This is a genomic window from Pseudomonas azotoformans (assembly GCF_001579805.1).
Lineage (GTDB): Bacteria > Pseudomonadota > Gammaproteobacteria > Pseudomonadales > Pseudomonadaceae > Aquipseudomonas > Aquipseudomonas azotoformans_A.
Genome location: NZ_CP014546.1, coordinates 4,477,529 through 4,490,199, shown reverse-complemented (window position 1 = coordinate 4,490,199; position 12,671 = coordinate 4,477,529). Strand labels below are relative to the sequence as shown.

Below are 12,671 nucleotides of genomic sequence, written 5' to 3'. Positions count from 1 at the left end.
GGGGCGATTCATTCCTTAGCAAAACCGGTCAATACCTTTCGAATCCATCTGGGCATCTTGCAGGCCATGAGTTTGCTGAACTCCTCGGCGCTAAGCGAGCTAAGGATCTTACTGGTGAATTGCTCAGTCACGCCCTCTTTCCCAAGATAAAACAAAGCAGTCAAGACTAAACCTACTGGCGTGCCTGCATGCTGGAGTCGTTGCCAAGACGAATGACGCAACCGACCTACCGCGTTGCCTATTTTGATTTCTCGTGTCGACCCGCTGGTGTAGTAAGTCGGTAAGACCTGCATCTGGGTGCTGATTCCCAGTCTGCGTGCAGCTTCCACTCCATGAATCTGGATTGTCTCGCCTCTGGCCCTTGCAACCATTTCCATGATTGATATCGGGCTAGCTCGAATCTTCTTACCGGTATACTCACTCAGCTTAGGGCGCATGTAGATGCCGCGAGCAACGCGCTCTAGTACGCCGCTGTGCACCATCCGAGACAGTGCTTTATTGACGGAGGTGCGAGAGCCCTCCTCTGCAAAAACTGACCTGGTGAAGGGTTTGCCCTTCTGCATGTACTTTATACGCTTAGAAATAGACTTAGCGACCGGCATGGATGACTCTTATTCCGAAGTTTCTGTATGGGGCGCGACTTCATTAACACAAACCTTTGGCACTTGGCCACTCGAATTGCTTGTCTTCCAGATCACTCCGTAGCGAAAATCGGACAGCAGCGATCGTATGCTTGATTCATTCGGCTCTATTGACAAGGTTGCATGCTGACCGAAGGCGCTACAATCTAAGCTGCCCATGAACCATACGTATTCACAGCAGATACAAGTTCTATGGCAAACCGAAATAAGTTTTCCTCAAAACAATAATCAGAACAATGGCGGCTCGCGTAGGGCATCACTGCTCCAATCCTCGCTGCGTCCGACCCACATCCGGCCCGGCTGTGGAAGAAGAATGAACCATCAACGTAGATGAGGTAGCGGGCCTTGCACGCTCGCAACGCCAGCACGCTCGAAGGTGCTTCTTCTTAATCACAGAGGAGGACAAAGAAATACAAATTGCCCAGACGCAGCATGCTAAAGCAGGCTGACAGAATCTTGGGCATCACGTTGAATTTTTTGCTTTCAAATTGCGTATGCAGCCAAGATATATGATCAGCAAAAAAACCGCCCTATAGCCCAACCTGAGTTGCGGTGAGAGTGCCTTGGAGAATGTTCCGACATAAATGACGCGAGCCTCTGCGTCCATGGATTGCAGCGCGTCGATGGGCCGCTGGCCATAGCGAAACTCGCCGCCGTAATCGTCCTCAATGATCCACGCGTGATGTCGACTCGCCCAACTCAGCAGTTCGAGGCGACGAGCGACAGGAAGCACCGCCCCCATGGGAAACTGGTGAGACGGAGTGACAAAGGCCAAGCGCACACGATCACCTTCCGGCAAGGCACTGGTATCCAGTCCAGAGGCATCGACGGGTATGGGCAGCGCCGTCGCGCCCGTGGCCTCAAAGCAATATCTGGCCATGCGGTAGCCAGGCTCCTCGAAGACGAATGCATCTTGCGGGTCGCCCACCGCCAGTTGGCCTTTGGCATGCAGCACCGCCATGCGCGCCTTTAGCGTTGGACCACTGCGAGTACCACGCGCGGAACAAGGCGAACTGTGTTTCGACGTAACGGCGCTGCGAGTCACTCAGCACGCCGGTATCGTAGAAATGCAAGGTGTATCCAGATCTCCGTTGAGCACCATCACGTACATGTAATACAGCACAAGATCGGTGCCTTCATCGAACGAAGACAATACGGCCAACGCCGCTTCCAGTTCTTTGGCGTGCTGGCGTGCCTTGGCATCGCCTTTGGCCGCAGCCTTGCTCAGTTGCGCCAGGTGCATCCCTTCACGCGGCAAGGCGTTGCCTATGCCGGTGATGGCGTTGCACTTGACGAAACCGTGCACCACTTGGGTATCCACGCCCACCATCAGAGTGACTACGTCGTCTTTGGAGGGGATGAATTCTGCCGCGCCGCCGAACTCCTCGAGCCTATGAGGTTCGGGAACTCGCGACGCAATTCGAGGAACAAGTCGGCACGAGTGGCAAAGCCGTAGTAAGGGCTGTTGTAAATCACTGCCGGCAACTGTCGCGCTGCATTAAAAATAGCCGCGAAGTGGGCTTTCTGCGCGGAAGCCGAGGCACCGCGCGACGATACACGTGGAATGACCATCAACCCGCTCGCGCCCATTTTCGCCGCATGCGCCGCGTGGGCAACTGCTTCACGCGAGTTCACCGCCACGGTGCCGACAATAGTCGGGATGCCTGCCGCCACCATGCGTGCAACGCCTTCCTGGCGCCGGGCTTCGGTGAGTAGTGGCCAGTCGCCCATGGAGCCGCAGTAAACGACGGCACTCATGCCGATCTCGATCAGCTCACGGTCTTTGGCCACCTGCGCGTCACTCGGCTTCTAGCTCCTCATATAGCGCCTGTAAGGACGGCTCACCTCTTTCCATTTTTTAATGCTGCTATTGAGCGATTAAGCTCGGCAAGCTGATTTTGCCTGCTTGCGACCTCCGCCTTACTCGGGATGAAATAGTACGCGGCTGCGGCCAAAGTCATGGCGAAAACAACCTGGGATACAGCCGTGGCAATCCAATACTTACGCCAAACGGTGTTGCCCGCAGTTCGGAACAACTGCGTGGCATCACTTGCGGCCTGGTTTGCGTGAATAAATTTTTCGCTTAGCTGCACAGCAGCCCCCTGCGCTACGGCGCTCGACAATTTGTTCAGCGAACCCTCAATAGTTCGTGGAATCTGTGCCAGAGACTGATCGACTTTGCTTTCCAATCGTTGCAATTTTTGGAGAATCTCACTAACAGCTACTCGATCACTCTCTGCGGCGTCGAGGATATTTTGCGCAGCGGTGACTATCACTCTGACTCGATCAAACTGTTGCGGGTCCATTTGCGACATTGTGCGTACTCGGTTTCAGATTAATAATTCATTTCATACGAAAGGAGATTTCAGGCTCAGGCTCGCGCTTAAACGAGGGACCTCCCTTCTCATGTTGGATGGATAGGTCCGAGGGCTGCCTTTCAGGCCCAGTAAGAACCTTTTCGAGCCACAACCGATCCGGCAAATTAAGATCAACGAGATCTTGCACCTGGGCGAAGTGCATGCAGCCATGGGTATCCATCACCAGCAATAGTCCTCCTGCTCCGACCGGTTTTTCTTTTCCCAAAGTCAAACGCACCAGGTCCAAATAGGCTCGTGCCTGTTCACGCGATAGTGGATCAACTTCTAATACCGCCTGCCGAGCCGTCTGCTCTACCATCTCCTCGATGCCGCCGGGCCTGAGCAACTCTGAATCAGTAAACGCATCCAGGTAAGGAACTACCCGCGATATCAATGGCGCTGTAAGGTTTTTCGCGGAAAGCTCGACGTACCAGTGAACACTCCTAGACGTCTCGACCAACATGGCATTTTCGCCCATTAACGCCAGGGAAAGGGCTCGATGCCTACGCCTTTCCTTCTTCAAACTTGCGCCTTTCATTTTGAATTCAATCAATCTCACCAGACCTGGGAATGTCAGTAAGACATCGCCCAACTCCTTATCCACAGGTGTCTGCTGGAGGAGATTTACCACACTAGGGAACGGAATATTTGTGTCGAGGTGAGACCGTATCGAGAACCCCAAGGAATACAGAAAATTCCCTATGACCACATTCTCGTAGACTTTCATTAGCACCTACTTACAGATCATTTCTGACTTGAGCAAAAAACACGACGTCGTAACTCCAGTTCGACAGAGGTGCCATAGTTGAACGCCACTGGTCGAAAAGTGGCAATATGCCACACCGCTCGACCCTTGGTATCGTAAACCTCACATCATCAGGAACTCCAGCGATAGAGATCGGCACGGAGGCCGAACCCCAGCATACTGATGCTGACTGTCATATGCCCCCAGATTGGAGTTGCAAACTGCACCACCAAAACAGCCAACTCCACCTCGCGACCGCCTCGGCATAACCAAAAATAGGACTCTCACGGCACAACTGTGGCTCGTCCCTATAGCACCAATCAGCTGTGTTTTTGATACCCGAGCGAAATGCGCTACTAACCTTTTGGTCAGCGCTTTAAGCGCTACAAGAACTTGCATCCAGGTATTATTTAAATCATTAGCTCATTAGTTTTTCTGTCGTAAATTTGACAGAAAAGTATGCCATATTTCCGACGCCAAACTAGATTTAGGTGCAGTCTTTGCATAGCCTAACGTGGCCCGCCAGGACAAATTGTAACATTAAATTTCGAGTGAAATTTGGCAGCCCCTTGAAACACAAGGCCTGTGCATCCGTACAGCCTAAAATCGGATCCAATACGCGAATTTTGCGCTAACCATTCGTATAGAAGGTGCTTGCGGCCACCAATTATTTTGAATATGTTGTAGTGGCTCTTTGGAATAATCACTAGATGTTGTGTTTTTTGTGTGGCGGAAGCTGACTGCTTCCAGGAAGACGGGAGGACCGGTAGCCGATGGAATTCCCTGCGCATGGCAGCCAGCGAAAAAATAAAGCCATTCGCGTTGAGGATGATCGTCAAGTATGCCGGTGGGGTACTCATCGGGCAGGTGACGAAAGCTTCAAAAACAACTGGGCCTTCCGAAGTCCGCATTAAACGCTCACTGAAAAAATACAACTCGCCATAATAAAATTTCATTCGTGTTCCGCCTTTATCTTTAGGCTGATGCCTTTTAAAGATAAATAATTTCAGATAATTGAAGATGGCGCCCGGATTTAACTAGGGGCTGTTTTGCAGATAGCGTAAGGAGGTACAAGTGCCAGCTAAATTTTCCTTCTTCCAAGTAGGTAACGGGGATATGACCCTAGTGCGCTTGGCTGACTTCAACGTGACAACCATCCTGATCGATTGCCATATTCGGGCGAAGGCGGATGACTCGAATGACGATACACCCGATGTCGCGCGAGCATTGCGCGAGCGGGTGATGTACGACAACGATGATCGCCCTTTCGTTAATGCATTCATGTTGAGCCATCCGGACAAGGATCACTGTGGTGGTCTGAGCAAGCATTTCTGGCTTGGCCCACCAGACCAATACCCGGATGACAAACTGGATCGCTGGGAAAAGCGGATCATCATCCGTGAGCTTTGGTCATCACCTCTGGTCTTCAGGCGGAGGTCAAAAAACCATGCCCTTTGCGATGATGCTCTGGCATTTAACAAAGAGGCGCGTCGGCGCGTGCAGCACTGGCGAGATTATGGCTGGGCGTTCAGCGGAAACCGAATCAAGATCATGGGCGAAGACGTCGACGGCAAGACCGATGACCTTCGCTCGATCTTAGTCAAATCGGGGGAATGGTTCAGCACCATAGATGGTGATGCATCGTCGGTGTTCCGGGCCCAGCTTCTGGCGCCCGCGCCTCATGAGGATGACGCTCAACTGGAAGAGGAATTGACCAAGAACGAGTCCAGTATCGTCATGAACTTAGAAATCACACCCTCTCTCTTCAGCAGTAAGCGCACGCGGTTCTTGATAGGCGGCGATGCCGAAGTTCTGATCTGGGAGCGGATGTGGAAACGTTTTGAGAACGACTCTCAGACCCTTGCTTATGATTTACTGCTCGCACCACACCATTGTTCGTGGCACACCCTGTCGTGGGACAGTTGGTCGGGCAAAGGCGAGAACGCCAAAGTTTCAGAGGCTGCACGCAATGCCCTGAGCCAGGCTAAGAAGTCAGCAACGATCATCTCCAGCAGCAAGAAAATCGCCGATGACTTCAATGATCCACCGTGCATCCGCGCCAAGCGTGAGTACAAGGCGATCTTGCGGGGTGTCGATGGTTGGTTTGCTTGCACGGAAGAGAACGGTTCTAAGGGCGTGCTTGAACTGGAGTCGGCATCAGACGGTACCGTTATCAAAGCGGCGGTGGTGGTTGCCGCAGCAGCCATGTCCGCTGCGGCGGCGGCTGCACCTCGCGCAGGTGCCCTTAACAAATGACCAGCTTCTACATAGTAGGGGAGCCAATAGGCGAGCAGCCCGAACCTATTCATGCCGGCACCAAAGCGTTGGTAAAGGCATGCAAGGAGTTCTCGGGCGTCGAATTCCTCGAGCTTCGGCGGGAAAGCGAAGCCGGCGGTGTGACGGAGTACGTCGTGATCGAGGCCGGCGACGGGACTATCGTTGGTGAGAACTCAGGGGGAATCCATCGCGTAGAGACGCTGGCAATTGCCGTCAATCCACGGCTTCGCATCCCCGTGACAGCTCGCGCACTGCGCAAAGATTTTCCCGCGTTGTCACACCTCCACGGCTCGGAGCCGGGTAAGCCCAAGATCCTCTGCCTTTACGACGTAGATTGGAGCGGCGTCGAGCGAATCTGGACAGCTGAACGTTTCCTAGAGCGGATGTTCTGGTGGCTGCGCAAATCATCTGAGCTCCGACTGCACCGAGACGATCAGCCACTGGAACAGATGTTTTATGAAAGCCCTTTTCAGCTCATCTTGCCCACAATTGATCCAAGTCAGCTGGCTAGCGGTGAATGCAAACTTCGCGTCGAGATAACCGATAACATCGGGAAAATTACGCTGCGTGCGTTTGCCGATTCCGATGCATCTGCCAAGCAATCTGGTTACCAGTTGCTGAATATCATGGTGGAGCCTGTCGAGCCCACCTCCGTGGTCATGTTCCCATTCAACCTGGGTGAGTTGCATGATCAGTTGGTTAAGTGGGGCAGTGAGCTGTACAAGCATCTTGCTGACGCTGTGCGCGAGGCAGCATCTGGCGGGCTTCGTAAATCTGACCAAACCGATAAACAAGGGATTTTGATCCTGGCCTGGGTGCCGAGACTTCGTAATGGCGAAGTGGATCGGATGGATGTCAAAGGCTACATGCTGGAGATCAATCTGTTTGATCTGGCAGCTTCATTCGAGATGCTGGCACCGCCAACTCCCCAGGGTATTTATTATCCGGCTCTGCAGCTTGGAGGGCACACAGGAGAGACCTGGAAAGGCCTTGCCATTCGACCCGTTGAGGTGCGGGGCACCTTGAACACGGAGTTTGCTAGAGACCTGTCTGCAGTCGACCCCGTTACTGCGACGTTCAAGGGCGTGCTGGCAGGGACAGGAGCGCTCGGAGGCATGCTCGCAGACATCTGGACTCGCTTGGCCTGGGGTACCTGGACGTATGTAGACCCGGATCTGCTGCTACCGCATAACGTAGCCAGGCATGTCGCTTGCGATGACTACGTTGGCTTTCGGAAAGCGGATGTACTTCGAGAGATGATGCGACGCATCTATCCAGGAGAGCCCGCTCCGGACGCTATTATCAAAGGTATTCTGGCCGATGATGCGCGTATCCACGAGGCGATCGAACATGCCGACCTGTTGGTAGACGCAACAACGACGCTGGCTGCCCCCCGCGATTTGGCACTACGGGATCAGGCCCCTCGGATCGCGAGTGTATTTCTCACCCCATCCGGGATGTCCAGCGTCATTTTACTCGAAGACTCGTTGCGGCTGCAGCGTGTCGATGCTCTGGAGGGCCAGTACTACCGGGCCATATTGAACAGCACATGGGGTGAGACTCATCTCGTTAATCATCTGGGTGATCGATGGGTGGGTGGCGGTTGTCGAGATGTCTCGTTTCGCATGCCCAACGAAAACATCCACGTCCATGCAGGATTGATTTCACGGCGGCTGCGCAAGGTTGTTATTAATTCTGAAGCCAGGATCCTGGTTTCAACACAGAATGACGAGTCAGGCAGCATTGAATCTAATGACGTACAGGTTCACCCCGTCTCTTGCACGAAAGTTGGCGAATGGTCGGTGAAATATGACAGTGGCCTCATCGCAAAGATCAAGGCACAGAGGCTTTCGGCTCTCCCTAACGAAACCGGAGGATCGATTCTCGGTATTACTGACCTGAAAAGTAAAACCATCATCCTCGTAGATACCATGCTGCCGCCACCGGACAGCGAGTCGAGCCCCACCCACTTCATTCGGGGTAAAGAAGGACAGCTGGAGGCTCTCAAGGAGGTACATGACCTCACCGCAGGCATCGTCGACTACGTGGGTGATTGGCATTCACATCCCAATGGTTGCTCAGCGATGCCAAGTGCCGACGATCACGTCTTATTTACCACCTTGGTAAAAAGGATGAAGAGGGAAGGTCTGCCGGCTGTGATGCTGATCGTTTCGGATACTGACTTGGGTGTATATGTCAGCTAGTAGCCGTCACGTGATAGTTCAAATATAAATCTCCTTCTTTGGTGTAGTGGGAGGCGGTTTTTTACGCTACGTGACAGTCACGGATGGATAAATGGAAATTTTTAGCCAATTCGACACATACAGCCTAAAGGCACGTGTCTTCCCAGCTCTGATATCAGGCTTACCTACCCTAGTTCTTTTGTTCATGCTTGTGCCCTGGGATCACCTCGCGCTCTCTCAAGTGATCGCAGCCGGCATGGGCCTGGTACTTGTTTTCGCCTTCGCCGACATGGCTAGACACAAAGGGAAGAAACTCCAAGAGCGTCTGGGGACAGGCGAAACCCCAAACCAATGGCACCGGGGAAATCCAGATGTACCGGAAGGTTCGAAGGATCGGTATCGTAACTTCATCGCCAATCAGTTGATGCTACCCGCCCCTACGCCAGAGGATGAGACAAATTTCCCGCAGCGTTCGACCGACTTCTATCGATCTGCAAACGCCTGGTTACGCGAAGAAACACGCGATCACACCACTTATCCACTGCTCTTCAGCGAGAATATTACATACGGTTTCCGCCGAAACCTCACAGGCCTCAAGCCGACCGCTCTCGTATGCAATCTGGTTGTTTTGCTTCTCTGCGTTGGAATCTTGCACCTCGAGCCAATTTACTTCGTCTCCCTCCCAAATATGGGTGAAAAAATTTATTTGACCGTAGCCGCTGTTATCTTGCATTCCGCCTACCTGATGATCGCAGTTAACAAATCAGCAGTTATAGAAGCATCTAGAGCCTATGGCCGCCAGCTAATCCTAAGTTGCGAAGCACTGATTCGCGCCCACAAACCCAACACAACCAAGTAAGGTCCGTTATGGCGATGATCCGATCTTTTACTGTCGGCAACGGCGATATGTTTTATATTAAACACGACAGTGATAGCTTCACCGTTATAGACTGCCAGCTCTTCGGCGAGCACAAAGAATGGCTAGTCGACGAACTCATTCAGGAGTCCCGAGGCAAGGGCATCACACGTTTCATTTCCACACACCCTGATGAAGACCATCTGCAAGGTATTGAGCATCTTGACGCAAGGATGCCCATACAAAACTTCTATGTCGTGAGAAATGACGCTAATAAACCAGATGAGTCGGAGTCATTTAAATATTATAAAAAGCTTCGAGACGGGAGCAAAGCTTTTTATGTGTATAAGGACTGTAACCGAAAATGGATCAACGTAGGCGATGATGAACGAGACGCCTCCGGGTTAAAATTTCTGTGGCCTGATCTTAACAATGAGGATTTTCAAGCGGCCCTCCAGGCCTCTACAGACGGAAAAGCGTTCAACAACACCTCGCTGGTTGTCCGATACGCGATAAAGAACGGCCCGAGCTTCCTCTGGCTTGGCGACTTGGAAACGGACTTTATGGAGAAGATATTTGATCATATCGAACTCCCTGAAACGACGATTGTATTCGCCCCACACCACGGACGGGAATCGGGAAAACTCCCTGGGAAATGGTTGGAGAAATTGAAACCCAAGATCATTGTAATCGGTGAGGCACGCAGCCGGCATCTAACCTACTATCAAGGCTATAAAAAAATCACCCAAAACAAAGCGGGCGATATTACTTTCATCCCTGAGGGGCGTAAAGTTCATTGCTACGCCTCCTGGGAGACGTATGGCAAGCGCGATTGGCTCACTGATGAGAGGAAACCGGACGGAGATTTCGGTGTTCGAGATCGTGACTATTATATCGGCACACTTAACTTTTAACCTTAGAGCAGGTCGGCAATTAGTCTACTCGCCATGAATGGAATGGATGCTCCGAGCATGCCTTGAGTGGCGAGGCGGGCCCTTAAAACTGCCAGTGCTCTGTGAACTGCGCACGGACAGTCTGTCCACCTCGCCCCTACCAACCGTTCAAACATTCCTTGTCCACCGCATTGAAAGGTTGTGCTCGATGACCTCAAGCCGTGGGGTGGCAATTAACTCCTGAATGGCCAGATTCTTGATCGAACTCTTGCCGCTGCCCCATAGCCCCGTCAGGGCAATGACCAGGCTCTCTTGGTTTTTCCAACCGACAATCGCCGCCGCGAGGTTTTTAGCAAAAGCTGATCGTCCCAGCAGATCCTGCTCGGCAGCCTTGATTGGCCGGTCATTAGCGAAACCCAATTCATCCATCTTACATTCCTTGCGTTGTGTCATTCCCAACCGTTTAAGCTAGAGCGCCGTATGCTGAATATGTAGCCTTGCGTGCTTATTTCGCTGGCTTGGGCACGGGCTGTTTCCTCGCGCGTGTCTTGCGCTCGCTGGCCGGTGGTGAGCGCAGTTGCACTAACTGCTGCTCCAGCGTATCGCCACGCGCCTGCTGTGCTGCGGCGTTCTGCAGGGCTTGACCCAGCGCGGCCTGCGCACCTTCAATCCTTTGCTGCAACTGCTCCAGTTGGTTGCCTGCTTCCTTCACTTGGGCGGCCATGCGCTTGCTCTCTTCCCGGGCACGATCGACTTCACGATGCGCACGATCCTCGACCCCGCGCAGGTAGCTCTCCTGCGCGACGCGTTCCTGCTCGACCTTGAGTCGCAACTCCAGCAGCTCCTGCTGCAAGGTGTGGCTGTGCTGCCGCGCGTCACCACAGTCCCGCAGCAGGCTGTCGCGCTGCTGCTGCAGGTCTTGAATCTGCGTCGAACGCTGTTCCAGAAGCAGCTCCAGGTCCGCCAAACGAGTCTCGCTGACTTGCTGTGCTGCCTGGGCGGCCATCGCATGTTGCCGAACGAGCGCGGCGTCCTGACGAGCCCGGTCCTCGACGGAGGCGACTCGTTCGCGTTCGGCGACCAAAACCTGACGCTGTTCGGACAACGCCTGCTCAGCCACGGCCTGTGCCAAATGGATCGCCTGTTGCCACACGGCAACAAAGGCTTGTGACACTTCACCGGGTAATGTCGGCAGTCGCGTTTGCCCATTCAGGCGTTCGGCCAAACGCGCCCACCAAATATCCAGTAGCCCGCCGACTCGCGCCGGGCTACCTCGACCCAGTTCCAGACGCACACGTTCGACCGTCGGCCGCTCACCGCGGGCCAACACTGCATCCGCGGCGGCAAACACGTCGTTTTCCGGCACCCCTACTGCCATGGCTCACCTCGGCGTATATTAGGTCTGATAATTAAATTTTATCCGACGTTATTTTCTGAATAATGGAATTATCATACGTTGAACGTATTAAATATTACAGATCAGTTAACCCTAGTCGACGAACACCCACTGGATCCGCATTCCCAGGCCATGAACGCGCAGCACGCAGCCGCGGCGTTTATCGCCGCCGGCACGGCAGCCAACACCGTGCGCAGCTATCGCAGCGCCCTCGCCTATTGGTCCGCCTGGCTGCAACTGCGCTATGGCCAGACGCTGGGCGACGCCCCTCTGCCGGCAACAATGGCGGTACAGTTCGTCCTGGATCACCTGGCCCGACCGCTAGGCGACGGCACATGGGCGCACCTGCTACCGCCAGCGATCGATGCCGCCTTGGTGGCCGCACGGGTCAAGGCCGGATTAGGGGCGCTGGCCTATAACACGGTCAGTCATCGCCTTTCGGTGCTCGGCAAATGGCACCGCGTGCAGGGCTGGGACAGACCCACCGAAGCACCAGCCCTGAAAACCCTGCTGCGCGACGCACGCAAGGCCCAGTCGCGCCAGGGTGTCAGCGTGAGCAAGAAAACCGCGATCGTGCTTGAGCCGCTGCGGGCACTATTGGCCACCTGCACCGATGGCGTGCGCGGGAAGCGTGACCGCGCCCTGCTCCTATTAGCCTGGAGTGGGGGTGGCCGACGGCGTTCCGAGGTGGTTGGTTTGCAGATCAGCGATCTGCGTCGCCTGGATGCTGACACCTGGCTGTATGCCTTAGGCACCACCAAGACCGACACCGGCGGCACCCGTCGTGAAAAACCGTTGCGCGGCCCCGCCGCTCAAGCGTTGACCGAATGGCTGAAGGCTGCGCCTGCCGAGTCGGGACCGCTGTTTCGGCGCCTGTATAGGGGTGACAACGTGGGCACGGCAGCCTTATCAGCTGACCAGGTGGCCCGCATCGTTCAACGTCGTGCAAAACTCGCGGGTTTGGAGGGCGACTGGGCGGCGCACAGTTTGCGCTCAGGGTTCGTGACCGAGGCCGGCCGTCAGGGGGTGCCACTGGGTGAAGTCATGGCGATGACCGAGCACCGCAGCGTGAGTACGGTCATGGGCTACTTTCAAGCCGGTGCACTGCTCGAAAGTCGAGCCACAACTCTACTTAAATCATCGACCGTTGATGACGAAAAAACACCGGAGGATATGCACGCTGGGGCAAACGAAGCTACCCAGCCAACTTAGTTGCTGGGTACACATACCGACGCGCGCACTGCGCGCGGGTCGGTTTGAGTTTGAGTGCGTGTCGAATGCTGGCGGTTCATCGCCTGGCCGCCCGCTAGCAGACGCTCGCCT

The 12,671-nt window shown here is 54.2% G+C and carries 12 protein-coding genes and 1 pseudogene; 6 read left to right on the top strand and 7 right to left on the bottom strand.

Features of this window, described 5'->3' with window-relative positions:
- Positions 1–8 precede the first annotated feature (8 nt).
- From AYR47_RS20720 to AYR47_RS20700, 5 genes and pseudogenes are all read right to left on the bottom strand, one after another.
- Entirely contained in the window at positions 9–602 is a 594-nt protein-coding gene (locus tag AYR47_RS20720) for a DUF6088 family protein (RefSeq protein WP_061436623.1), read from the bottom strand.
- Between the two features lie 502 nt (positions 603–1,104).
- Positions 1,105–1,602, bottom strand: coding sequence for an aminotransferase class I/II-fold pyridoxal phosphate-dependent enzyme (locus AYR47_RS20715; RefSeq protein ID WP_156487812.1), 498 nt, complete (start codon positions 1,600–1,602; stop codon positions 1,105–1,107).
- Between the two features lie 16 nt (positions 1,603–1,618).
- A pseudogene (locus AYR47_RS20710) lies at positions 1,619–2,441 on the bottom strand (dihydrodipicolinate synthase family protein); the annotation flags it as partial.
- Positions 2,442–2,482: 41 nt separating this feature from the next.
- Positions 2,483–2,956: a hypothetical protein gene (locus AYR47_RS20705; RefSeq protein WP_061436619.1), complete on the bottom strand. Its 474-nt coding sequence runs from the start codon at positions 2,954–2,956 to the stop codon at positions 2,483–2,485.
- Between the two features lie 28 nt (positions 2,957–2,984).
- On the bottom strand, positions 2,985–3,725 hold the full coding sequence (locus AYR47_RS20700; RefSeq protein ID WP_061436618.1) for a hypothetical protein: 741 nt from the start codon (positions 3,723–3,725) through the stop codon (positions 2,985–2,987).
- 807 nt (positions 3,726–4,532) lie between these two features.
- Here AYR47_RS20700 and AYR47_RS32595 point away from each other — a divergent pair.
- The 5 genes from AYR47_RS32595 (at position 4,533) to AYR47_RS20680 (ending at position 9,973) form a co-directional block, all read left to right on the top strand.
- Positions 4,533–4,688 (top strand): hypothetical protein, encoded by a 156-nt coding sequence (locus AYR47_RS32595; RefSeq protein WP_156487811.1) that lies wholly within the window; start codon positions 4,533–4,535, stop codon positions 4,686–4,688.
- Positions 4,689–4,817: 129 nt separating this feature from the next.
- Positions 4,818–5,999, top strand: a complete 1,182-nt coding sequence (locus tag AYR47_RS20695; protein WP_061436616.1) for a hypothetical protein — start codon at positions 4,818–4,820, stop codon at positions 5,997–5,999.
- Positions 5,996–8,224 (top strand): Mov34/MPN/PAD-1 family protein, encoded by a 2,229-nt coding sequence (locus tag AYR47_RS20690; protein WP_061436614.1) that lies wholly within the window; start codon positions 5,996–5,998, stop codon positions 8,222–8,224. Before AYR47_RS20695 ends, AYR47_RS20690 begins: the two co-directional genes overlap by 4 nt.
- 91 nt (positions 8,225–8,315) lie before the next feature.
- Positions 8,316–9,062, top strand: coding sequence for a hypothetical protein (locus AYR47_RS20685; RefSeq protein WP_061436612.1), 747 nt, complete (start codon positions 8,316–8,318; stop codon positions 9,060–9,062).
- An 8-nt stretch (positions 9,063–9,070) separates the two neighbouring features.
- Complete coding sequence (locus tag AYR47_RS20680) at positions 9,071–9,973, top strand: hypothetical protein (protein ID WP_061436610.1); 903 nt, start codon at positions 9,071–9,073, stop codon at positions 9,971–9,973.
- A gap of 147 nt (positions 9,974–10,120) precedes the next feature.
- On the opposite strand, the gene AYR47_RS20675 is transcribed toward AYR47_RS20680, so the two are convergent.
- Together AYR47_RS20675 and AYR47_RS20670 are read right to left on the bottom strand one after the other, a co-directional pair.
- Positions 10,121–10,381, bottom strand: coding sequence for a P-loop NTPase fold protein (locus tag AYR47_RS20675; protein ID WP_061436608.1), 261 nt, complete (start codon positions 10,379–10,381; stop codon positions 10,121–10,123).
- A gap of 76 nt (positions 10,382–10,457) precedes the next feature.
- Positions 10,458–11,330 carry a DNA-binding protein gene (locus AYR47_RS20670; protein WP_061436606.1) on the bottom strand — a complete coding sequence of 291 codons (873 nt, stop codon included), beginning with the start codon at positions 11,328–11,330 and terminating at the stop codon, positions 10,458–10,460.
- 78 nt (positions 11,331–11,408) lie between these two features.
- Between AYR47_RS20670 and AYR47_RS20665 the strand changes: the two genes are divergently transcribed.
- Positions 11,409–12,560 carry a site-specific integrase gene (locus AYR47_RS20665; protein ID WP_061436605.1) on the top strand — a complete coding sequence of 384 codons (1,152 nt, stop codon included), beginning with the start codon at positions 11,409–11,411 and terminating at the stop codon, positions 12,558–12,560.
- Positions 12,561–12,671 lie beyond the last annotated feature (111 nt).

Excerpts from the sequence above, each read along its gene's own strand:
- AYR47_RS20690 (WP_061436614.1), top strand. The coding sequence starts at position 5,996 with ATGACCAGCTTCTACATAGTAGGGGAGCCAATAGGCGAGCAGCCCGAA.
- AYR47_RS20680 (WP_061436610.1), top strand. The coding sequence starts at position 9,071 with ATGGCGATGATCCGATCTTTTACTGTCGGCAACGGCGATATGTTTTAT.
- AYR47_RS20720 (WP_061436623.1), bottom strand. The coding sequence starts at position 602 with ATGCCGGTCGCTAAGTCTATTTCTAAGCGTATAAAGTACATGCAGAAG.
- AYR47_RS20715 (WP_156487812.1), bottom strand. The coding sequence starts at position 1,602 with ATGGCGGTGCTGCATGCCAAAGGCCAACTGGCGGTGGGCGACCCGCAA.
- AYR47_RS20700 (WP_061436618.1), bottom strand. The coding sequence starts at position 3,725 with ATGAAAGTCTACGAGAATGTGGTCATAGGGAATTTTCTGTATTCCTTG.
- AYR47_RS20705 (WP_061436619.1), bottom strand. The coding sequence starts at position 2,956 with ATGTCGCAAATGGACCCGCAACAGTTTGATCGAGTCAGAGTGATAGTC.
- AYR47_RS20675 (WP_061436608.1), bottom strand. The coding sequence starts at position 10,381 with ATGGATGAATTGGGTTTCGCTAATGACCGGCCAATCAAGGCTGCCGAG.
- AYR47_RS32595 (WP_156487811.1), top strand. The coding sequence starts at position 4,533 with ATGGCAGCCAGCGAAAAAATAAAGCCATTCGCGTTGAGGATGATCGTC.
- AYR47_RS20670 (WP_061436606.1), bottom strand. The coding sequence starts at position 11,330 with ATGGCAGTAGGGGTGCCGGAAAACGACGTGTTTGCCGCCGCGGATGCA.
- AYR47_RS20685 (WP_061436612.1), top strand. The coding sequence starts at position 8,316 with ATGGAAATTTTTAGCCAATTCGACACATACAGCCTAAAGGCACGTGTC.